General features: G+C 70.5%; 17 protein-coding genes. 14 read left to right on the top strand and 3 right to left on the bottom strand.

The genetic code is table 11. The features are described 5' to 3' along the window. The first annotated feature begins 56 nt into the window (after positions 1–56). The 3 genes from ABEA43_RS37275 to ABEA43_RS37265 are packed head-to-tail and all read left to right on the top strand — an operon-like array spanning position 57 to position 2,729. Complete coding sequence (locus ABEA43_RS37275) at positions 57–788, top strand: (Fe-S)-binding protein (protein ID WP_345569417.1); 732 nt, start codon at positions 57–59, stop codon at positions 786–788. Continuing rightward, the gene (locus ABEA43_RS37270) at positions 785–2,176 is read left to right on the top strand and encodes a lactate utilization protein B (RefSeq protein WP_345569415.1); all 1,392 of its coding nucleotides are present in this window, start codon (positions 785–787) and stop codon (positions 2,174–2,176) included. The genes ABEA43_RS37275 and ABEA43_RS37270 overlap by 4 nt, the downstream gene beginning before the upstream one ends. Beyond that, positions 2,163–2,729, top strand: a complete 567-nt coding sequence (locus tag ABEA43_RS37265; RefSeq protein ID WP_345569413.1) for a LutC/YkgG family protein — start codon at positions 2,163–2,165, stop codon at positions 2,727–2,729. The genes ABEA43_RS37270 and ABEA43_RS37265 overlap by 14 nt, the downstream gene beginning before the upstream one ends. Before the next feature lie 18 nt (positions 2,730–2,747). Here the strand turns inward: ABEA43_RS37265 and ABEA43_RS37260 are convergent, their stop codons facing one another. Further along, complete coding sequence (locus ABEA43_RS37260; RefSeq protein WP_345569411.1) at positions 2,748–3,770, bottom strand: baeRF2 domain-containing protein; 1,023 nt, start codon at positions 3,768–3,770, stop codon at positions 2,748–2,750. Between the two features lie 3 nt (positions 3,771–3,773). After that, the gene (locus ABEA43_RS37255; protein WP_345569410.1) at positions 3,774–4,181 is read right to left on the bottom strand and encodes a DUF2795 domain-containing protein; all 408 of its coding nucleotides are present in this window, start codon (positions 4,179–4,181) and stop codon (positions 3,774–3,776) included. A 78-nt stretch (positions 4,182–4,259) separates the two neighbouring features. Here ABEA43_RS37255 and ABEA43_RS37250 point away from each other — a divergent pair, with 78 nt between their 5' ends. The 11 genes from ABEA43_RS37250 (at position 4,260) to ettA (ending at position 20,611) form a co-directional block, all read left to right on the top strand. Beyond that, positions 4,260–5,339, top strand: coding sequence for a GNAT family N-acetyltransferase (locus ABEA43_RS37250; RefSeq protein ID WP_345569408.1), 1,080 nt, complete (start codon positions 4,260–4,262; stop codon positions 5,337–5,339). An 80-nt stretch (positions 5,340–5,419) separates the two neighbouring features. Next, positions 5,420–6,595 (top strand): bifunctional cobalt-precorrin-7 (C(5))-methyltransferase/cobalt-precorrin-6B (C(15))-methyltransferase, encoded by a 1,176-nt coding sequence (locus tag ABEA43_RS37245; RefSeq protein WP_345569406.1) that lies wholly within the window; start codon positions 5,420–5,422, stop codon positions 6,593–6,595. Between the two features lie 70 nt (positions 6,596–6,665). Then, on the top strand, positions 6,666–7,511 hold the full coding sequence (locus ABEA43_RS37240; RefSeq protein ID WP_345569404.1) for a sirohydrochlorin chelatase: 846 nt from the start codon (positions 6,666–6,668) through the stop codon (positions 7,509–7,511). Positions 7,512–7,523: 12 nt separating this feature from the next. Further along, complete coding sequence (gene cobT / locus ABEA43_RS37235; RefSeq protein WP_345569402.1) at positions 7,524–8,603, top strand: nicotinate-nucleotide--dimethylbenzimidazole phosphoribosyltransferase; 1,080 nt, start codon at positions 7,524–7,526, stop codon at positions 8,601–8,603. A 26-nt stretch (positions 8,604–8,629) separates the two neighbouring features. After that, positions 8,630–9,643, top strand: coding sequence for an agmatinase (gene speB, locus ABEA43_RS37230; RefSeq protein ID WP_345569401.1), 1,014 nt, complete (start codon positions 8,630–8,632; stop codon positions 9,641–9,643). Between the two features lie 79 nt (positions 9,644–9,722). Further along, a complete protein-coding gene (gene cobA / locus ABEA43_RS37225; protein ID WP_345569399.1) occupies positions 9,723–10,955 on the top strand; it encodes a uroporphyrinogen-III C-methyltransferase in 1,233 nt (410 codons plus the stop codon). Between the two features lie 476 nt (positions 10,956–11,431). Beyond that, positions 11,432–13,906: a dynamin family protein gene (locus ABEA43_RS37220; protein WP_345569398.1), complete on the top strand. Its 2,475-nt coding sequence runs from the start codon at positions 11,432–11,434 to the stop codon at positions 13,904–13,906. After that, complete coding sequence (locus ABEA43_RS37215; protein ID WP_345569396.1) at positions 13,903–15,525, top strand: GTP-binding protein; 1,623 nt, start codon at positions 13,903–13,905, stop codon at positions 15,523–15,525. The genes ABEA43_RS37220 and ABEA43_RS37215 overlap by 4 nt, the downstream gene beginning before the upstream one ends. A 438-nt stretch (positions 15,526–15,963) precedes the next feature. After that, entirely contained in the window at positions 15,964–16,692 is a 729-nt protein-coding gene (locus ABEA43_RS37210; protein WP_345569394.1) for a single-stranded DNA-binding protein, read from the top strand. A 944-nt stretch (positions 16,693–17,636) separates the two neighbouring features. Beyond that, entirely contained in the window at positions 17,637–18,566 is a 930-nt protein-coding gene (locus tag ABEA43_RS37205) for a GGDEF domain-containing protein (protein ID WP_345569392.1), read from the top strand. A 380-nt stretch (positions 18,567–18,946) separates the two neighbouring features. Next, positions 18,947–20,611 carry an energy-dependent translational throttle protein EttA gene (gene ettA, locus ABEA43_RS37200; RefSeq protein WP_345569390.1) on the top strand — a complete coding sequence of 555 codons (1,665 nt, stop codon included), beginning with the start codon at positions 18,947–18,949 and terminating at the stop codon, positions 20,609–20,611. Positions 20,612–21,055: 444 nt separating this feature from the next. On the opposite strand, the gene ABEA43_RS37195 is transcribed toward ettA, so the two are convergent. Further along, positions 21,056–21,466, bottom strand: coding sequence for a hypothetical protein (locus tag ABEA43_RS37195; RefSeq protein WP_345569388.1), 411 nt, complete (start codon positions 21,464–21,466; stop codon positions 21,056–21,058). Between the last annotated feature and the right edge of the window lie 2 nt (positions 21,467–21,468).

The raw sequence follows: 21,468 nt of genomic DNA, 5'->3' as shown, positions 1-21,468 counted from the left end.
GGTGTTAGGTATGGTCTGACCATACAGTGGTCGGACCATAGAGTGGAAGGAGAGCCGTGCGAGTCGCTCTGTTCATCACCTGTGTGAACGACACGCTCTTCCCCGGCACGGGCAAGGCCGTCGTGTCGCTCCTGCGCAGGCTCGGCTGCGACGTGGACTTCCCCGCCGCCCAGACGTGCTGCGGTCAGATGCACGTCAACACCGGCTACCGCGAGGAGGGCGTACGGCTGGCGCGGCACTTCACCGAGGTGTTCGCCGGTTACGACGCCGTCGTCACGCCTTCGGGGTCGTGCGCCGCCATGGTGCGCGAGCAGTACCCGAAGCTGGCCAAGCCGGGCAGCAAGGGCGCGAAGGCGATCGCCGAGCTCACGCCGAGGGTGTACGAGCTGTCCGAGTTCCTGATCGACGTCCTGAAAGTCGACGACGTAGGCGCATATTTCCCGCACCGGGTGACATATCACTCGACGTGTCACTCCCTGCGCGGCCTCCGCCTGGCCGACCGGCCCACCAGGCTCCTCCAGAACGTCCGCGGCCTTGAGCTGGTGCCCCTGCAGGGCGCGGAGGAGTGCTGCGGCTTCGGCGGCACGTTCTCGGTCAAGAACCCGTCCGTCTCGGCGGCGATGGGCGCCGACAAGACCCGCAGCATCCTGGACACGGGCGCGGAGGTGCTCTGCGCGGCCGACAACTCGTGCCTGATGCACATCGGCGGCACGCTGAGCCGCCAGAAGACCGGGGTCAGGACGATGCACCTGGCCGAGATCCTCGCGGCGACGGAGGAGGCCCAATGAGCGCGACTTTCCTCGGCATGCCAGGAAATTTCCCGGAGAACTCCGCGAAGGCCGTACAGAACTCGCAGCTCCGCTACAACCTCAGGAAGGCCACGCACACCATCCGCGGCAAACGGGCCGGCGTGGTGGGCGAGCTGCCCGACTGGCTGGAGCTCCGCGCGGCCGGCAAGGCCATCAAGGACCACACGCTGCGCAACCTCGACCGCTACCTGGTCCGGCTGGAAGAGACCGTGACCGCCGCGGGCGGCACCGTCCACTGGGCCAGGGACGCGGCCGAGGCCAACGGCATCGTCGCGGGGCTGGTCAAGGCCACCGGCGAGACCGAGGTGGTCAAGGTCAAGTCCATGGCCACCCAGGAGATCGAGCTCAACCAGGCGCTGGCCGAGCAGGGCATCACCGCGTACGAGACGGACCTGGCCGAGCTGATCGTCCAGCTCGGCGACGACTTCCCCAGCCACATCCTGGTCCCCGCGATCCACCGCAACAGGTCGGAGATCCGCGAGATCTTCCTCGACAAGATGCCCAAGGTCCCGGAGAACCTGACCGACGACCCGCCCGCCCTGGCCGAGGCGGCCCGGCTGCACCTGCGCGAACGCTTCCTCAAGAGCAAGGTCGCCATCTCCGGCGCCAACTTCATGATCGCCGAGACCGGCACGCTGGTCGTGCTGGAGTCGGAGGGCAACGGCCGCATGTGCCTGACCCTCCCGGAGACGCTGATCAGCGTGGTGGGGATCGAGAAGCTGCTGCCGTCGTGGCGGGATCTGGAGGTGTTCCTCCAGCTTCTTCCGAGAAGCTCCACCGGCGAGCGGATGAATCCCTATACGAGCATGTGGACGGGCGCGGTCGAAGGCCAGGACTTCCACCTGGTGCTGCTGGACAACGGCCGCACCGACGTGCTCGCCGACGACGTGGGCCGCCAGGCGCTGCGCTGCATCCGCTGCTCCGCCTGCCTGAACGTGTGCCCCGTCTACGAGCGGACGGGCGGTCACGCGTACGGCTCCGTCTATCCGGGGCCGATCGGCGCGATCCTCACCCCGCAGCTCAGGGGCATGTCCTCGGACCTGGACGCCTCGCTGCCGTTCGCCTCCAGCCTGTGCGGCGCCTGCTACGACGTCTGCCCGGTGGCCATCGACATCCCCGAGGTGCTGGTGGACCTGCGGGCCAAGGCCCCGCACGGGGCGGCCGAGCGGGCCGGCATGAAGGTGGCGGGCTGGATACTGAACGACCACGAACGGCTGGCCAAGGCCCAGCGCGCGGCCACCCGCCTGCGCAAGCTGGTGCCGAAACGCCTGCCGGGGCCGCTGTCGGGGTGGACCGACACCAGGGACCTGCCCGAGATCCCGGAAGAATCCTTCAGAGACTGGTGGGAGCGGAATGAGCGCGCGTGAGGAGATCCTCGCCAGGATCGCCAAGGCGGTCGCAGGCGCGGACGACGTGGAGATCCCGCGCGGATACCGCACGTCGGGGTACGTCGAGGACCTGGTCGGCCTGTTCGCCGAGCGCGTGGACGACTACCGGGCGATCGTGCACGTGATCCCCTCGGCGGACGTCCCCGCCAGGATCGCCGAGAGCGTCGGCGACCGCCGCATGATCGTCCCGGACGGCTTCGACGGATCCGCCGGGTTCAGCGTGGCCGGGGGCCTGGACGAGGCCGACGGCGTGATCACGAGCTGCGCCGTGGCCATCGCCGAGACCGGCACGATCGTCCTCGACCACGGCACGGGCCAGGGCACCCGGGCGCAGACCCTGGTCCCCGACTACCACCTGTGCCTGGTCAGGGCCGATCAGATCGTCTCCGGCGTGCCGGAGGCGATCGCCAGGCTCGACCCGGCTCGACCCCTCACCTGGATCAGCGGCCCCTCCGCCACCAGCGACATCGAGCTGAACCGGGTCGAAGGAGTGCACGGCCCGCGCACCCTCGAAGTGATCATCAGTACCTGAGCACAAAGCGGGCGGTCGTCAGTATCTGAGGACGGCCGCCACGTCGGTGACGCGGTCGGTGAACCACAGCTCGGCATCCGTCATCGCGGCCGCCCTGACCAGGGCGGAGTCCGAACGCTCCGCGATCGGCCGGTCCACACCCCAGCGGCGCAGCTCGGCCGGGTCGGTGGCGATCTGGGTGCCGCCGCTCTCGCCGATCCACACGCGCTGTGCGAGCTCGCCGGGCGCGAGCACCGCGTGCACCCTGCCCTCCCGCAGGGCCTGGGCGACCCTGGACAGGCCGGCGGGCCCCGAGTGCTCCTGATGACGCTCGATCAGCTCGGCGCACCTGCGGTCGAGCCATTCGTCGAGCGCCCGCTCCACGTCCTCCTCGAACTGCCCATGGTTGGAGCGGCTGCCGTGCTCGACCATCAGCACCCGGTCCGCGGACTTGGTGCCGAGGTGGTGCAGCAGGTACGAGCGCGACTTCGGCTCGCCGGCCACCAGGACCAGCTCGGCGCCGATGCGGCGGACCTGCTCGTCGACCTCATGCGCGACGGCCACCGCGTTGCGCTCCCAGGTCTCGTCCACGGCCCGCTCGTAGCGCTTCTGCGACCAGCCGCCCTGCGCGGTCTTCTGCAGCGGCCACACGGCGGCCTCGACGGTGGCCTTGCGCGGCGAGCCGCCCCCGAACACCGTCACCTCCGCCCCCGCGTGGTCCACGATGACGCGGATGTGCGGCACGTTCTCGCCGCGCTGCATGAGCATCGGCGTGACGAGCGGCAACGGCGACCAGGTCGCCTGCTCGGACGGCGGCTTCGCCAGCGACTCGGCCAGCACCACGTCCCCGTGCGTGGCGAACAGCGCCCGGCCGGCGGCGGCCTCGGTCGCCTCCTCCTCCAGGGCCTGCAGGGTGGCCTTGTCGACGTGGTCGAGCCGGTGGAGCTGGTCGCGCACGCTGTGCCAGTGCGTCTCCCGCTCAGGGCCGGTGAGCGCGCCCAGATACACGGACGCGTACGGGCCCCGCCGCTCGTACAGCGGCCTGATGAAGTCGAGCCGCACCCCTCACCACCTCCTCTTCTCCACGCCGAGCCCGAGGGCCTTGGCCACTTCCGCCACGTTCGTGTAGCGGCGATCGGGGAGGGCGTCCACCATGCTCACCACCTGGTCGGGCGCCTCCATGCGCTCGGCGTGCCGGACCAGCTCGTCCTTGGACGCGGGCCAGTGGGCGTCGCTGAGCCATTTGGCCAGATCGCTGCGGACATCGACGCCTTCCGCCGTGATGCCCTCGGGGGTGCCGGGCTCATGTCCTGGGGGGTACGACTGCGGGGACTCCTCGCCGGGCGCCGGCATGGCCTCGGTTTCCTTCCACTCCTCGGCATGCGTGGTGCCGCCACCGCGTACCAGACCCTCGGTCTCGTGCTTCTGCTGGTCGTCCAGGCGGGGGTTGTGCTTGTCGCTCCCACGTTCCATAGTTCCCTCACTCCTCTCAATTGCGGCCCCTACCCCCGCTTTCGTGGGCAAACATCGCCGCTGTGTACCCTGCCGACCGTGTTCGACCTCGACGTGAACATCGCCACGGGACGGCTGACGCTGCGGCCCTTCACCCTCCGGGACACCGACAGGATCCGGTCCATCGTGAAGTCCGGCGTCCGGTTCCTCCCGCCGGGCGCGCCCGCCAAGACCTCGGGCATCGCCCAGTGGCTCTCGCACGGCGTGCATGAGCTGCGCCGCTCGGGGCAGGGGGTGCACCTGGCCATGACGGACGCCGAAGGCCTGATCGTGGGCGCCATCAGCCTGTTCAAGACCTCGTGGAGCGCGGGCACCACCGAGGTCGGGTACGGCGTGCACCCGTACTACCGGGGCCGCGGCTTCGCCACCGAGGCGGTGCGCGGGCTGACCCGCTGGGCGTTCGAGACCGTGGGGTTGCGCAGGATCGACCTGACGGCCAACCTGGACAACCTCGCCTCGCTCCGCGTGGCGCACAAAGCGGGCTTCACCTGGGAAGGCGTGCTCCGGGACGCGGTCATGGAGGTGGACGGCCCGCACGACCTCGTCATCTTCGGGCTGCTGCGCGACGACACCCGGGTGCCCGCCGACACCGTGCCCAGGACGGAGCTGCGTACCCGGCGATTGTTCCTGAGGCCGCACGCCCCCGCGGACGTCCCCCACCTGGCCGCCACGTGCGCGGACCCGCTCACCCAGGCCCAGGCGGGCGTGCCGCGCGACTACACGGAGGCGCACGCCCTGGCCTACATCGGCCATTCGGAACGCATGCGGACGAGGGGCGCGGGCGTCGCGTGGACCGGCGAAGTGTCCGAGACCGGCGGCTACGCCGTGAACGTGGACCTGAGAGACCTCGACTGGGACAACAGGACGGCCGAAATCGGCTACATGACCGCGCCTTGGGCGCGCGGGCAGGGGTACGCGGGCGAGGCCGTGACGGCCATCGCGCGCTGGATGTTCGAGCGGCAGGGATTCGCCAGGATCCAGCTCCGCGCGGCCGTCGCCAACGCGGCCTCCCAGCGGGTGGCGGAGAAGGCGGGCTTCGCGCGCGAGGGCGTCGCCCGGGCCAGCCTCGGCGGCGAGGACCTGGTCGTCTACAGCCTCATCCCGTCCGACCTGGCCTGAGGGCACACCGTACTGACCTTCGCACCCCTTTGTGAAACCCGTCCGGAACCGTCACCCTTGACCTGAGGACGGTGAGGCGCATGATCACGGTGGTCGGCTGGGACGGGACCGAGCTCTCGGCCAGGGCGGTGGACCGGTTGCACGAGGCCGGGCTGGTCGTGGGGCCCGACGCCCTTCTGGGGCGGCTCAGGCTCACCGCGGTGACCGTGGCCGACGGCTCGCTGCTCGAAACGCTCGACGGCCACCTCGAACACGGCGAAGGCCCCGCCGTCGTCCTCACCGAGGGCGATCCCGGCTTCTTCGGCGTCGTACGCACATTACGCTCCCACGGCCTCAGACCGGACGTGCTGCCCGCCACCTCGCTCGTCACCCGCGCCTTCGCCTGCGCCGGGCTCAACTGGGAGGACGCGCTCGTCGTCGCCCCGTCCGGCCCCGCCCAGCTCGACCGCGTCGTGAACGCCTGCCGTGCGCACCCCAAGGTCGCGCTCCTCGTCGCGCCGGGCGTCGGCCCCGGTGAGATCGCCAGGGAGCTGGCGCCGACCACGCCGCGCGCGCTGATCGTCTGCGAGGACCTCGGCGGCCCCGACGAGCGGGTCACGCACAGCCGCATGGGCGAGGCCACGACCAGGCCGTGGAAGGACCCCGACGTGGTCCTCGTCGTCGATCCGCTGCACCAGCCCAAGGCGAACGGCTGGGTGGCCGGCGCCCAGCCGGGCCCCGCCGAGTGGGCGCTGCCGTTCGCGAACGCCCTCCCGGCCGAGGTCAGGGCGTTCGTCCTGGCCAAGCTGGGGCCCCGGCTCGGCGACCTGGTCTGGGACGTCGGCGCGGGCGCCGGCGAGATCGCCGTCGAGTGCGCCAGGATGGGCGCGGCCGTCATGGCCGTCGAACGCGACGAGCAACTGTGCGCCGAGCTGCGCGCCAACGTGCTCCAGCACGGCGTCAAAGTGGCTCTCACCAGGGGCCAGGCGCCGCCCGCGCTGGAGCCGCTGCCCGACCCCGACGCCGTCTACGTGGGCGGCGGCGGCCCCGACGTCGTCGTCGCGTGCGCCGCCCGGCGCCCGCGCTCGCTCGTGTGCACGCTCAGGAAGATCGAGCAGGTCTCGTCGATCCTCGCCCGGCTGCGCGAGCAGGGCTACCGAGGCGAGGGCACCCAGATCCTGGTCTCCAAGCTGACGCTCAGCCCCGACGGCTCACACAGCCTGACCGCCTCTGACCCCGTATTCGTGGTGCATGCGACCCCTGCGCACACAGCGTGACCTGTTCCCTACCGGTGCCCATCGGTTATCCTCGCGTGACTTTGTCTAGCGCACCGGAGAATCGCTCACAATGAAGCCGCCGCTCCTGCTGATCGGGCAGGGCTCACAAGACGACGCCTACGCAGCGGAGTTCGGCAGGTTCGTCCACCGGCTCCGCTGCCGGCTCGACCAGACGGGCGCCGATGTCTCCGGCGGTTACCTGGAGAGGGCCACCCCACGGCTCAGCGACTCCGTCGCCTCCCTGGTCGCCAGGGGCCATCACCGCCTGGTGGCGCTGCCGCTGAGCCTGAGCAGGATGGGGGAGGAGTTCCCCGCCGCGATGGCTCAGGAACAACGGCGGCACCCCACCCTCATGTACGACTACGGCCGCCCGCTCGGCCCCGACCCGCGCGTCCTGTCGCTGCTGGCCGAGCGGCTCAACGAGGCCGCCGCCGAGATCGTCAAGCCGCGCGCGCTGGAGCTGGCCGGGGCCAGGCCGCGGCTGCGCGCCGTCGACTCGCTGCCGGTCGAGGACTACCCCGTGCACGCCGAGCCGGGGGAGACCGCGGTCGTCCTGGTCGGCGAGGGCTCCACGGACGCCGCCGCCAACGCCGAGATCCACCGCGTCTCGCGGCTGTTCTGGGAGATGTACGCCTACGACTTCATGACCGTCGAGACCGCCTTCGTGTCGGTCACCCCTCCCGGGGTCCCCGGCGGTCTCGAGCGCTGCCGGCGCCTGGGGGCCAAGCGCGTGATCGTGGTGCCCTACCTGCTGTTCGCCGGCGGCCTGCTCGAACGCGTGTGGGCGCAGGCGCTGGCGTACGGCGCCGGGCATCCCGACCTCGACATCCGCTGCGCCGAGGTGATCGGCGACTGCGAGATCCTGGCCGACGTCGTGATCGACCGATATGAGGAAGCGCTCCAACTCGTACCGTAAGTGGAGGTTGCCGTGCTGGCAGAGACGCTCGCCGCGATCCGTCCCGCCGACCCGCGGGCGCTCGCCGAGGCCCGCGCACACCAGGATCGTCTCACCAAACCCCGTGGCTCGCTGGGCGCACTGGAGGAGGTCGCCATCCGCCTCGCCGGGGCGGCCGGCGCCAGCCCGCCGCCGATGCCCGAGCCGGCCGCGCTGGCCATCTTCGCGGCCGACCACGGCGTGCACGCGCGCGGCGTCACCCCGTGGCCGCAGGAGGTCACGGTGCAGATGGTGGCCAACTTCCTGTCCGGCGGCGCGGTCGCCAACGCCTTCGCCGCCCAGGCCGGCGTGCAGGTGACCGTGGTGGACGTCGGCGTCGCCACCGACCTGGCCGAAGTGCCCGGCCTGATGGTTCACAAGATCGCGTACGGCACCGAGGACCTCTCCCGAGGCCCCGCGATGACCGTGGACCAGGCGGTCAGGGCACTGGAGGCGGGCATCGTCGTGGCCAGGGACCTGGTGGCCGGCGGCGCGCGCTGCCTGATCACCGGCGACATGGGCATCGCCAACACCACCGCGTCGGCCGCGCTGATCTCCGTGTTCACCGGCAAGGACCCGGCCGAGGTGACCGGCAGGGGCACCGGGATCGACGACGCGACGTACAACAGCAAAGTGGACATCGTCCGCGAATCCCTGCGCGTCAACGGCCTCGCGGGCTTCCCCGGCACGGCCCCGCCGCCCAGCGAGGCGCTGCGGGCGCTGGCCGCCGTCGGCGGGTTCGAGCACGCGGCCATCGCCGGCTTCATCCTGTACGGCGCGGCGGCCCGCGTGCCGGTGATCCTCGACGGCGTCATCGCGGGCGCCGCCGCCCTCGTGGCCGCCGCCCTCGACCCGGCCGTCACCGACCACTGCGTGGCGGGCCACCGCTCGGCCGAGCCCGGACATTCCGCCGCGCTGGTCCACCTCGGGCTGCGTCCGCTGGTGGATCTGGAGCTGCGGCTCGGCGAGGGCACCGGCGGGCTGCTCGCGCATCCGATGGTCTGCGCGGCGGTCCGGGTGATGCACGACGTGGCCACGTTCGACTCGGCGGGAGTGACCGAAAAGCCCGTGTGATGATGGGGGACACTGGAGGTGAGGCAGTGTCCCGTTACGGCCCCATGTACGGCCCGGATGTCACGTTCCTCGGCGTGGACCGTTGCGACGTCAACGATCCCGCCGGTTACGAGGACGCCGACGTGGTGATCCTCGGTGCGCCCTTCGACGGGGGGACCTCGAACAGGCCGGGCGCCAGGTTCGGCCCGATGGCCCTGCGCCAGGCCTGTTACCTGCCCCACGACGGCTCCAGGCCCAGCCTGGCGCTGCGGGTGGACGCGCTCAAGGACCTGCGGGTGCTGGACGCGGGTGACGTCGAGTGCTACTCGGGCGACGTCGAGGGCTCGCTGGCGGCCATCGAGGAGGCCGTGCACAAGATCGCGTCCTCGGGGGCGATGCCCCTGGTGCTCGGCGGCGACCACACGGTCGCCCTGCCGGACGCCCGCGGCGTCGCCAGGGCGCACGCGGCCGGCCGTACCTCGATGATCCACTTCGACGCGCACGCCGACACGGGCGACATCGCCTTCGGTCACCTGCACGGCCACGGCCAGCCGATGCGGCGGCTCATCGAGTCAGGGGCCATCCGGGGTGACAGGTTCCTGCAGCTCGGGCTGCGCGGCTACTGGCCGGAGCCCGAGACGCTCGGCTGGATGGCCGAGCAGAACATGCGCTCGTACGAGATGACCGAGATCGTGGCCCGTGGCCTGGAGGAATGCCTGACGGAGTCGTTCGGGATCGCGCTCGACGAGTGCGACCAGATCTTCCTGTCCGTGGACATCGACGTCTGCGACCCCGGGCACGCCCCCGGCACCGGCACGCCCGAGCCGGGCGGGCTGTCGGCCAGGCAGCTCCTCGATGCCGTGCGCAGGATCTGCTACGAGCTGCCCGTGGCCGGCATGGAGGTGGTCGAGGTGGCGCCCCCGTACGACCACGCGGACATCACCGCCTTCCTCGGGAACCGCGTTATCCTTGAGGCTCTGTCAGCGATGGCCAGACGCCGTAAGGACGATGAGGGCGGGCCTCGCTGGGATCCGCGGCAGCCGCTTCTTGACGGCCGTTAATGCGTGCGCAGCAAATGACGTAGTGAGAGCCGGTAGGTTTACCTCCTAACACAACCTTCGCGAACGGGAGATTCCCCTCATGGGCCCCTACCTCCTCGGCCTGCGGCTTTCCGGCCGCCGGGTCCTCGTCGTAGGCGGCGGCCGCGTCGCCCAGCGACGCGTGCCCGCGCTGCTAGAGGCCGGTGCGGAGGTCACCGTCGTGTCGCCGGGCGTCACGCCCGCCCTCGACGACCTGATCGCGGCGGGCCGGGTCACCTGGCACGCCCGCCCCTACGAGGTCGGCGACTGCGACGGGGCCTGGCTCGTACAGGCCTGCACCGACGACAGGTCCGTCAACACGGCGGTCGCCGCCGAGGCGGAGGCCAAACGCGTGTGGTGCGTGCGAGCCGACGACAAGGACGCCTCCGCCGCCTGGACGCCGGCCACCGGGCGGGTCGAGGAGATCAGCGTGGCGGTCACCGCGGGCGGCGACCCGCGCAGAGCCGCCGGCATCAGGGACGCGGTCGTCGGCGCGCTGCGCGACGGCACCGTCGATGCCCGCCGCAACCGCACCAAACCGGTCGGCGTGGCTCTGGTCGGCGGCGGGCCCGGCGACCCCGGGCTGATCACCGTGCGCGGCCGGCAGCTCCTCGCCCAGGCCGACGTGGTGGTCGCCGACCGGCTCGCGCCGCGCGGCCTGCTCGACGAGCTCGCGCCCGACGTCGAGCTGATCGACGCCGCCAAGGTCCCCTACGGCCGGTCGCTGTCCCAGGAGACGATCAACGAGCTGCTCGTGGACCGCGCCAGACAGGGCAAGTTCGTGGTCCGGCTCAAGGGCGGCGACCCCTTCGTGTTCGGGCGGGGCGGCGAGGAGATGATCGCCTGCGCCCAGGCGGGCATCCCGGTGCTGGTGGTGCCGGGCATCACGAGCGCCGTGGCGGTGCCCGCCGCGGCCGGTGTGCCGGTCACCCATCGGGGGGTCAGCCAGGAGTTTCACGTAATCTCCGTGCACGTCGCGCCCGACGATCCCAAGTCCACCGTCGACTGGCCGGGGTTGGCTCGTTCCCAGGGCACGCTGGTGCTGATGATGGCCGTCGAGCGGCTGGCGAAGGTGGCCGAAGCGCTCCTTCGAGACGGACGTTCCCCGGAGACTCCCGTAATGGTGGTACAGGACGGTACTCTTCCGACCCAGCGGGCGGTCACCGCTTCCCTTTCCACCGTGGCCGACCGCGTGTCCGCGGCCGGAATCCGGCCGCCGGCGATTGTCATCGTCGGCGACGTCGTGAGGGTCGGCCAGGAGGTCGAGATGGTTCGAGCGGAGCGCTTGCCGTGAACACGGCCATGGATGACGGGCGACAGGAGTCACCCGGGGAGCAGACGTTGAGCTTCCGCGCGGTGACGGATGACGACGCCTTCGACGCTTTCGACGCCAAGGGCGGACGAGGGGAGCCGGAGGCGGTGGACGAGCGCGGGGCCCGCGACGATCCGGCCGCCACCGAGGATCCACCACCCTCCGCTGGAGAGCCGCCCTCCGCTGGGCAACCGTCCTCCGCTGGAGGGCCGCCCTCCGCTGGGCAACCGCCCTCCGCTGGAGGGCCGCCCTCCGACACCGCCGGGGCGCCGCCTGCTACTGCTGGCGAGCCGCCCGCTACTGCCGGGGGGCCGCCTGCCTCCGCTGCGGGGCGCTCACCGGCTCCTCTCACCAAGCGGACGCCCGGTTCCACGATGGGGCGGACGCCGCCTGCTGAGGCCGTTCAGCCCCCGGCTGCCGGAGGCGAGAAGTTCTCGGCTTTCGAGAAGCCGCGCGCCTTGCGTGAGTCGACCGCGGCTGAGCAGCCGGAGCCGGCCGAACGGCCGTCCCTCTTCGTCAAGCCCGCCTCGCTGGGCGGGCCGGACTCGCGTCAGGCCCCGCCGGGAATGGCCTCGCTTGGCCAGGCATCGGCCGGGCAAGCGCCGTCCGGGCGAGCCTTGCACGCGGCGGAGGCCGCCAGGGCCATCCGGGAAGCGCGCGCGGCGCAGGAAGCCCGTGCCGACGGAGGGGCCGAGCCGGGCTCCCTTTTTGCGGAACGCGCCACAGCCGAGCCGACGACCTCGGACACATCGGCCTGGCACGTCGAGAAAGAGAAGCCGATCGGTGCCGAGCCGGTCGGCGAAGCGCCGGCCGATGCGGAGCCCGCCAACTGGGATACCGCTGACCCAGAGCCTGCCGATGAGCTTGCTGACCCTGTTGATCAGGAGAGTGGGGAGCAGGAGCCGTTCGGCGAGGAGCTTCGAGACGACCTGGGCTCTCCGACCGACGAGCAGCCAGGTGACCTGCTGGAGTCTCGGATCGGCGAGGAGCCGGGCGACGACCTGGACTCTCCGACGGACGAGCAGCCGGGCGACCTGCTGGAGCCTTGGACCGGCGAGGAGCCGGCCGATCAGTTGTCGGCCGGCGAGCCGCTGACCGATCAGCAACCCGCCGATGAGGAGCCGATCGGCCTGCACCAGCCCGCCGAGCAGCCATCGGACGAGCACGACGCCGACGGTCCTTCCGATGCCGGCGGTCCTTCCGATGCCGGCGGTCCCGACGCCGGTGGTCAGTCGCGTGACCAGGCGGCGGCAGACAGTGCAGACCGACCGGCGGCGGCAGCGGCGCAGGCCCTGCCCGCGCAGACCGTGGAGATGCTCACAGCGGCACTCGACACTCTGCGCGAAAGCGTCGCCGACCTGCGCTTCAGCCTCGACCTGCCAGGTGCGGTCGAGGCCAGGAGCGCGCAGTCCGACCTGCTGGCCCAGCTGGAGGACTACGTGCTGCCGCGGGTGCGGACCAACACCGCCCCCGCCCTCATCGTGATCGCCGGCTCGACCGGGGCGGGCAAATCCACCCTGGTCAACTCCCTGGCCGAGAAGAACGTCTCGCGCACCGGCGTACGCCGCCCGACCACGGGCACCCCCGTGCTCGCCTGCCACCCCGACGACCGCAAGTGGTTCGCGGAGGGAGAGCTGCTCGGCGGCCTGACGCGCGTCGACAAGCCGTCACCCGAGGCCGGGATGCGCAGCATGGTGGTGATTTCGACCGAGAAGCTGCCCCAGGGCGTCGCACTGCTCGACACCCCCGACATCGACTCGGTCGTCGAGGAGCACCACGAGGTCGCCCACCGCATGCTCGACGCGGCCGACCTGTGGATCTTCGTGACCACGGCAGCCCGCTACGCCGACGCTCCGGCCTGGAACCTGCTGCGGCTCGCCAAGGAGCGCGGCGCCCGGCTCGCGATCGTGCTCTCGCGGGTGCAGCCGAAGTCCGCCGAGGTGGTTCTGAAGCACTTCGTCCGCATGCTGACCGAATATGGGCTGGGCGACATCGACAGGTTCGTCATCAACGAAGCGAAGGTCACCGACGGCAGGCTGCCCGACAGCGAGGTCACCGACCTGCGTCTCTGGCTGGCCGAGCTCTCGGTGGACGAGGAGCGCCGGGCGCAGGCCGTACGCGAGACCCTGAACGGTGTGCTCAACAGCTTCCGCACCCGCGTACCCGCGCTGGCCAGGCATTTGGAGGCGCAGGTCGCGTTCAGGGCGGAATTGCGCAGCGACGTGGAGACCGCCTTCCTGGGCGCGCTCAGCGAGATCGACAAGGCGTCCAAGAACGGTTCGCTGCTGCACGGCGAGGTGCTGGCGCGCTGGCAGGACTTCGCCGGCTCCGGCGACCTCATGCGCTCGCTTCAGCTGCGCAAACGCGGCCGGTCGGCCAAGCAGGCGCCGGAGCGCGTGCTGGCGTTCAAAGCCGCGATCCGCACAGGCCTCGAGTCGGTGATCGTCGCCGCCGCGAACCGCGCCACCGAGGAGGTGGCCGGACGCTGGCGGCACCGCGCGGAGCTGGGCGTCACCCTCGGCGAGGGCCTCGACCGGCCCTCGGACAATCTGATCCGCCTCACCAGCCGCGCCATCGCCTCCTGGCAGGAGCACCTGAGCGAGCTCGTACGCACGGAAGGCGTGGCCAAGCGGTCGGTGTCGAAGCTGGTGTCGTTCGACCCCGATTCGCTGTCCCTCATTTTCACGGTCGCGATGTTCAGCGGTGGCAACGGCGAAGGAGTGCCGCACCGGCTGGTCAACGCCCTGCTCGGAGCGGAGTCGCTGCGCGGCATCGGCGCCAAGGCGCTCAGCGACCTGCGAGCCAGGATCGGCATGCTGTTCGACGAGGAAGCCATGCGTTACGTGCAAGCGCTCGACTCCGCGGGCATTCCCGACGAGTCCGTCGCGACTCGGCTCTACCAGGCAACGTACAACCTCGAGGTCGCTCGATGACCACCATGACCACCAAGCCGGGGCTCGCGCCGAAGCTGTCCGCGCTCACCAAGGTGGTGGAGCTGGGCCCGGGGCGGCTGGACAAGAAGCTGCTCAACGAGGCCAACGGCCTGCTGCTGCGCGCCGGTGACCGGCTCAAGCTGTCGTCGGAGCACACCGTCGTCGCCCTCGCGGGCGGGACGGGCAGCGGCAAGTCGTCGCTGTTCAACTCCCTCTCGGGGCTGGAGCTGTCGCCCACCGGCGTACGCAGGCCGACCACCGCCCGTACCCACGCCTGCGTGTGGGGCCTGGAAGGTGCGGGGCCGCTGCTCGACTGGCTGCAGATCCAGTGGCGGCACCGGTTCTCCCGGGCCAGCGCGCTCGACAAGGGCGACAGCCAGCTCCACGGGCTGATCCTGCTCGACCTGCCCGACCACGACTCGATCAGGGCGCTCACCGACACCGAGGCCGACCGGCTCATCGGCCTGGCCGACCTGGTGGTGTGGGTGCTCGACCCGCAGAAGTACGCCGACGCCTCCACGCACCGGCGCTACGTGACGGAGCTGGCGGGGCATGAGGCGGTGACCGTGTTCGCGCTCAACCAGGCCGACCGGCTGACCGCCGAGGAGCTGGCCGAGCTGGTCATCGACCTCAACGACCTGCTGCACCGCGAAGGCGTCGAACACCCCAGCGTGGTCCCCACCTCGGCGGTCACCGGCCGGGGCGTCGAGAGCCTCAAGAGCGTCATCGCGACCGCCGTCGCCCGCAGGCGCGCTGCCATCCACAAGCTCGAAGCCGACCTCCACCGGCTGGAGCAGCGCCTCGGCCAGGCGATGCCGCTCGGCGAGGCGCTGTCGGCGCCCTCGTCGGTCGACGAAGCCCGCAGGATGGGGCTGACGGACGCGCTGTGCGACGCGGTGGGCGTACCGGCTGTGGGCGAGGCCATGGAGAACGTCTACGCGGAGCGGTCGAGCCGATGGGTCGGGTGGCCGTACCCGCGGTGGTTCGCCAAATTCCGCCCAGATCCGCTCAAGAGCCTGCGCCTTGAGGACGTGAGCGAGGAGATCCGCGGCATCTCGACCAGCTCGGTGAGCGCGCAGTCGGCCGAAGTGGCCAACGCCGTGCAGGCCCTCGCCGACGGGCTGTCCATGGGGATGAGCCCGGTGTGGCGTACGGCCGTGCAGCAGGCGGCCAGGTCCCGCTCAGGGCAGCTCCCGCAGGCGCTGACCGAGGACCTCACCGAGGTGGCGCCGCAGCTCGACCGGGTGCCCGGCTGGTGGCGGGTGCTCAAGGTGTGGCAGTACTTCCTGGTGGCCGCGTTCGTGGCGGGCGTGGCCTGGCTGGTGGTGGGCCTGCTCATGCCCGGACAGCTCCCACCGTCCCTCGAACTGCTGGGTGACACCGCGGCGCTGCCGTGGGTGGGGCTGATGATGGCTTCTGTCCTGGGGCTGGGTGCGTTGTCCGGGATCGCGTCCCGCAACTTCGTCGAGCTCGGGGCGTCCCGGGAGCGGGAGCGGCTCGAACGAGAGATGCGCCGCAGGGTGGGAGCTGTGTCGGCCACCATGGTCGTCGAGCCGGTCGAGCGCGAGCTGGGCCGCCATAACGCGTTCTACACAGCCTTGCGCGACTTGTCAGTCTGACCCCGCAGGCGGGGTTCGTACGGGGGGATCGGGCGGCACACGGCCTGACGTAGGAGTCAGGTCGGCCCACGGATCGGGCGGCATGCGGCTGACGTAGGAGTCAGGTCGGTGCGCTGGTCGTGCGGCACCCAGCCTGGGGTCCGTGCGATGACCGGACGGAGTGCCGGCTGGTCCCCACCGGTCGGGCCGATGCGGTGACCGGATGGGGTGTCGGCTGATCCTGCCGGGGTCAAGTGGGTGCAGTGACCGACGGGGCGTGGGCTGATCCTGACGGGTCAGGTGGGTGCGGTGGGCGGACAGGACGGGCTTCATCCACAACCTCCGCCCCCACCGCCACCCCCATCCACAGAACCCCGTTCGACCACTCACCATCCACCCTCCGCACGGCACCGTAGTCCCAGGTCGCGGGCAGTCGGCCCGCCGCATGGGAGGCACGGGATGAACGACATCTACATCACGCTCACCGGCAACGTCGCAGCAGAGCCACGGCAATACAGCTTCGACGACGGCAGCAAGGTCACCTCACTGAAGGTGTTCAGCTCGCATCGCTACTTCGACAAGCGGACGGGGCAGTGGACGGACGGCGAGCGGGTCTGCTTCACGGTCCGCTGCTGGCGCGCCCTGGGGGACAACGTCGCCGCCTCAGTACGGGCAGGCCACCCGGTGGTCGTGTCAGGCAAGCTGCGCATCCGTGAGTTCGGGGCCGAGGGCGATCGTCGTTTCGTGCCCGAGATCGAGGCCAGCGCGGTAGGGCACGACCTGCGCTGGGGCAGCGGCGTCTTCTCCAAGCCGGACCGGGCCGGCGGGGCGGGCTCGATGAGCAAGGAGATGCGCGACCGCCTCGACGAGGAGACCCGGGACTGGGCGATGGGCACGCGCGGCCTGCGTCCCGTCGCCCGCCAAGAGGCCACCGCAGGAGGCGACACGGTCCACCTCCTGGGCGCCGATCATGACACCGTACGCACGCTGGGGCCGGACGGCGACGGCACCCTGGAATCAGACGGCGCGACGGCACCGAGCGCCGGCAACGTCTTCACTTCGGAAGGCGACGGCGACACCGTCCGCATCCTGGGCGCCGACGTCCTCGCACCCGTCCGCGCCGAAGACGTCGAAGAGGACGGCGATGCCGAGCAGGCAGGCTTGGCAGAGGAGCGAGTAGCGGCGTAGCGCCCGGCGGAGGGGGTCACGGCCAGCGGCCCCGTCGCCCCCTCCACAACCGGACGAACGAACGCCCACGTACTCCACGTTCGGGCGCTCCACGTCCGGGAACTCCCGCTGATCAGCCCACGGTCAGACATCCGAGTAGCTGAGAGACAGGACCCAGAAGGGGGCGGAAGCAGCTCACAGGCAGGACTCAGGACCCCGAGGTGGAGCGAGACAAGCGCGAGGAGACGACCCGGGGCGAAGCGGGAGAAGCGCAGACGGATGACCCGGAATGGGGAGAGGGGAAATGTGGAAGGCCGGAACGGGCCGTAGAAGTGCAGGAGGCTGAGCCGGAATGGGAGGGGGGAGGGGGCACCGGCCGGGTCCCGTTGTCACCCCGAGGGGCGGCCGATGGTGAGTTGCCGTGTCAGATGGCTAGAGCACCTGTCAGGTCCATACCACGCCCCGAACCATGGCTGCTCCTTTCCATCACGGCCCGCTCACGGATTGAGCAGGTGTGGTCACTGCCAACGTATCGGTTCCCATCGCGCATCGCACACTCCGCAATTATTGTGTTACACATCGTTAGTCAGGGAGGAGACGAGATGGCGGCGACCAGTCACGCCTCGGTCAAGTCTCGCGACGCTGTGTCAACACTGGCCGGGCGCTGGCCGTTGCTAGGGCAACGTCGTCCGCTCGTGGTCTATTTGTGCGCGATAGTCGCTCTTGATCTCTTTGCGATTCTGCTGTTCGCGACGTCCGCGGATTTCCGCTGGCGAGACTCGCTGACCTTCGCCGCCCTCATGGGGTGCGGTGTGGTGTGCATAGAGGCCACCAGACGCCTGGGCGTTCCGGCCGGAGTCTCGCGAGACCTGTTGTCGGCCTGGTGGCTGCCGGTGGCGCTCCTCCTGCCGCCGATCTATGCCCTTTTCGCCCCGATAGTGCTGCAAATCCTGCTCCAGATACGCGTGAGAGCGACGGTCCTCTACAGACGTGTGTTCAGCGCGGCCGCCATCGGCCTGTCCGGGTGCACGGCCTCGGTGGTGTTCCACCAGTTCGTGGAGGATCCGTGGGTGTTGTCGCGGGGCAGCGGCACGCCGATCACCTTCGCGGTGGCGGCCGCCGTGCTCTTCTCCCTGCTCAACATCGGCCTCATCGCCATCGCCGCGCACACGGCCGACCCGGACACGCCCTGGCGGGAGGTGCTGTGGGACAGGGAGAGCGTGCTGCTCGACATCGTGGAGCTCTGCCTGGGCGTCACGGTCTCGATCGGCTGCGGCCTCAACCTGGCCCTGCTGGTGCTCGCGCTGCCGCCGGTGGTGCTGCTGCAACGCAGTCTCCTGCACGCCCAGCTCCAGGCCGCCGCCCGTACGGACGCCAAGACCGGCCTGCTGAACGCCGCCGCCTGGCAACGCGAGGCCGACACCGAGATCGTCCGGGCCCGCCGTACCGGAGAGACCCTTGCCCTCCTGATCATCGACATCGACCACTTCAAACGCGTCAACGACGCCCACGGGCACCTCGTGGGCGATCAGGTTCTGGTCGGGGTGGCGAGCACGTTGCGCGGTCAGCTGCGTGACTATGACGTGGTGGGCAGGTTCGGGGGAGAGGAGTTCGTCGTCCTGCTGCCCGGTGCCGACGCCGACGAGGCTCGCAGCGTCGCCGAACGCCTGCGTATCCGCATCGGGCACATGGCCGTCCCCGCCGACGACACTCTGATCAGGGTCACGATCTCGGCGGGGGTCGCGCTGATGAGAGTCCACGGTGACGACCTGATCGACCTGCTGGCCGCCGCCGACCTGGCTCTCTACCGGGCCAAGGAGCTGGGCAGGGACCGCGTCTGCATCCCCGCCGTGCAACCAGCGCCACGCTCTCTCCCGAAGGACCCCGCCCCCTGACCTGGGCTGCGAAGTTCCGATCGACGTCGGTGCCGTTCCCTCCGGATGACCTGCAGAGATCAGTGACGTTCGGGGAGATCTGCGGGAGTCGGTTCCGTTTGAGGGTGCGTGCGGAAGCTGGTGCCGTTCGGAGGGGCTGCGGGCGTTTGGTGCTGTTCGGGGAGATCTGCGGAAGTCGGTGCTGTTCGGGGACCGGCTGCAGGAGCTGGTGCCGTTCGAGGGGGCTGCAGAAGCTTGTGCCGTCCCGAGAGGACTGGGAGGTCGGTGGCGTTCCGAAGGGCGAGATGGGACGCGGTCGATAGGCGCGGAGAGCGCGCGCAGTGCGGCTGCTCGGGGAGGAGCGGCGGAAGCCTGGGTTGGGAGCCCCTAAGCTAGAGGACATGCCGGAGTACATCTACACGCTGCAGCGCGTGCGCAAGGCGCACGGCGACAAGGTTGTCCTTGACGACGTCACGCTGTCGTTCCTGCCCGGAGCCAAGATCGGTGTCCTGGGGCCGAACGGCACCGGAAAGTCGACGCTGCTCCGGATGATGGCCGGCCTGGAGCAGCCGTCCAACGGTGACGCCAAGCTCATGCCCGGCTTCACGGTCGGCATGCTCCAGCAGGAGCCTCCGCTCAACGAAGAGAAGACCGTCCTCGGCAACGTGCAGGAAGGTGTCGCCGAGACGATGGCGATGCTCCAGCGCTACAACGACATCGCCGAGCAGATGGCCACCGACTACAGTGACGCGTTGCTGGAAGAGATGGGCAAGCTGCAGGACCAGCTTGAGCACCGCAACGCGTGGGATCTCGACAGCCAGCTCGAACAGGCCATGGACGCCCTGCGCTGCCCGCCGCCCGACGCGGAGGTGAGCAAGCTGTCCGGTGGTGAGCGCCGCCGGGTGGCGCTGTGCAAGCTGCTCCTCGAAGGCCCCGACCTGCTGCTGCTCGACGAGCCCACCAACCACCTCGACGCCGAGAGCGTGCAGTGGCTGGAGCAGCACCTGGAGAAGTACGCCGGGACCGTCCTGGCCGTCACCCACGACCGCTACTTCCTCGACAACGTCGCGGGCTGGATCCTGGAGCTCGACCGCGGCCGGGCGTATGCCTACGAAGGCAACTACTCCACCTACCTGGAGGCCAAGACGCAGCGGCTCAAGGTCGAGGGGCAGAAGGACATCAAGCGGAAGAAGCGCTTGGAGGACGAGCTCGACTGGGTTCGCTCCAACCCGAAGGCCCGCCAGACCAAGAGCAAGGCCCGTCTCCAGCGCTACGAGGAGATGGCGGCCGAGGCCGACAAGCACCGCAAGCTCGACTTCGACGAGATCCAGATCCCGCCGGGGCCGCGCCTGGGCACCACCGTGATCACGACAGACCGCCTCAGCAAGGGTTTCGGCGACCGGCTGCTGATGGAGGACCTGACGTTCGACCTGCCCCGTAACGGCATCGTCGGCATCATCGGCCCCAACGGCGTCGGCAAGACGACCCTGTTCCGCATGATCACAGGTGGGGAGACGCCCGACAACGGCTCTCTCACCGTCGGCGACACCGTCAAGATCTCCTACGCGGATCAGAGCCGTGGCGGCATCGACGCGAACAAGAACGTCTGGGAGGTCGTCTCCGACGGGCTCGACCACATCAAGGTCGGCAACGTCGAGATGCCGTCGCGGGCGTATATCGCGGCGTTCGGGTTCAAGGGCCCTGACCAGCAGAAGAAGGCGGGGGTGCTGTCGGGCGGCGAGCGCAACCGGCTCAACCTCGCGCTCACCCTCAAGCAGGGCGGCAACGTCCTCCTGCTCGACGAGCCCACCAACGACCTCGACACCGAGACGCTGTCGTCGCTGGAGAACGCGCTGCTCGACTTCCCGGGCTGCGCGGTCATCACCTCCCACGACCGGTGGTTCCTCGACCGCATCGCCACCCACATCCTGGCGTGGGAGGAAGGGTCGAACTGGTTCTGGTTCGAGGGCAACTTCGCCGACTACGAGAAGAACAAGATCGAGCGCCTGGGTGCCGACGCCGCCCGCCCGCACCGGGTGACTTACCGAAAGCTGCACCGCGACTGACCCGAATGTGCGGGCTTGACCTGGTGTCAAGCCCGCCACACGGTATCGGGTGGTGCACTGGCTGGCCTGCGTGACGCTTCCGGGTGGTGTGCGGGCTGGCCTGAGGTCAAACCGCACACCCCCCATCTCGTACGGCAGAGCCAAGGCACACCACCCGCCGACCATGGCTGAGCACGTCCAGGGAGACGCTCGCTGACCCGCACGTGGCCGCCCGCCGTCACGGCGGGCACGCCGGCCGTCTGGGTGGTGAAATGCCCGCCACCGGAGCGGCCGGAGAAGCCACCACCTGACCGGTCGACCCCCACTTCCAGCGGGCAGCGGTCACCCGATCACCCGCCGGCCGCCCGATCACCATCTCCAGAGCTCGACCGGCATCCGACCGCCACTCTCAAGAGGGTCGGCACGAGCCACCCGCCGAGACCGGCGGCCGCTCGGCCGCCTCCGTCAGGGGTCGGCGGGGACGTGGGACAGGGCGGCCAGGGATTCCACGAAGAAGTAGATGACTCGGAAGAACCCCAGCACCTCTCCGCGTTCGAGGCGTAATCCCCGATACATCACCACCCGCCCCGGGTCGGCCCCCTCCCGCAGTTCTTCCCATGTCGTCTGCCCGGCGGCCAGCACGTAGTCGGCCTCCACCGGCCCCTGCGTGATCGCCGCCTCGGCGCACTTGCCGTCCTTCCAGGTGAGGACCAGATACGCGCCCGTCTCCCGCACTCCCAGCGCCCACGTGGCGGTGTAGCCGGCGCGGGCGCGATCGATCCAGTGCCAGTACGCGGGGAGTTTGCCTTCCTGGGGCGGCCCCGCGTCCACGGCGGCGCGGGCGGCTTCGGCCCATTCCTGGGTGAAGAAGCGCATAT

Source organism: Nonomuraea rosea (genome assembly GCF_039539705.1).
In the GTDB taxonomy this organism is placed as follows: Bacteria; Actinomycetota; Actinomycetes; order Streptosporangiales; family Streptosporangiaceae; genus Nonomuraea; species Nonomuraea rosea.
The sequence above is the reverse complement of the archived record's forward strand: the minus strand, read 5'-3'. Positions and strand labels throughout refer to the sequence as shown.

Bases quoted from the DNA above. Each gene is read 5' to 3' on its own strand.
- ABEA43_RS37265 (WP_345569413.1), top strand. From the start codon at position 2,163: ATGAGCGCGCGTGAGGAGATCCTCGCCAGGATCGCCAAGGCGGTCGCA.
- ABEA43_RS37240 (WP_345569404.1), top strand. From the start codon at position 6,666: ATGAAGCCGCCGCTCCTGCTGATCGGGCAGGGCTCACAAGACGACGCC.
- ABEA43_RS37195 (WP_345569388.1), bottom strand. From the start codon at position 21,466: ATGCGCTTCTTCACCCAGGAATGGGCCGAAGCCGCCCGCGCCGCCGTG.
- ABEA43_RS37255 (WP_345569410.1), bottom strand. From the start codon at position 4,181: ATGGAACGTGGGAGCGACAAGCACAACCCCCGCCTGGACGACCAGCAG.
- ettA (WP_345569390.1), top strand. From the start codon at position 18,947: ATGCCGGAGTACATCTACACGCTGCAGCGCGTGCGCAAGGCGCACGGC.
- ABEA43_RS37270 (WP_345569415.1), top strand. From the start codon at position 785: ATGAGCGCGACTTTCCTCGGCATGCCAGGAAATTTCCCGGAGAACTCC.
- ABEA43_RS37215 (WP_345569396.1), top strand. From the start codon at position 13,903: ATGACCACCATGACCACCAAGCCGGGGCTCGCGCCGAAGCTGTCCGCG.
- ABEA43_RS37245 (WP_345569406.1), top strand. From the start codon at position 5,420: ATGATCACGGTGGTCGGCTGGGACGGGACCGAGCTCTCGGCCAGGGCG.
- ABEA43_RS37210 (WP_345569394.1), top strand. From the start codon at position 15,964: ATGAACGACATCTACATCACGCTCACCGGCAACGTCGCAGCAGAGCCA.
- cobA (WP_345569399.1), top strand. From the start codon at position 9,723: ATGGGCCCCTACCTCCTCGGCCTGCGGCTTTCCGGCCGCCGGGTCCTC.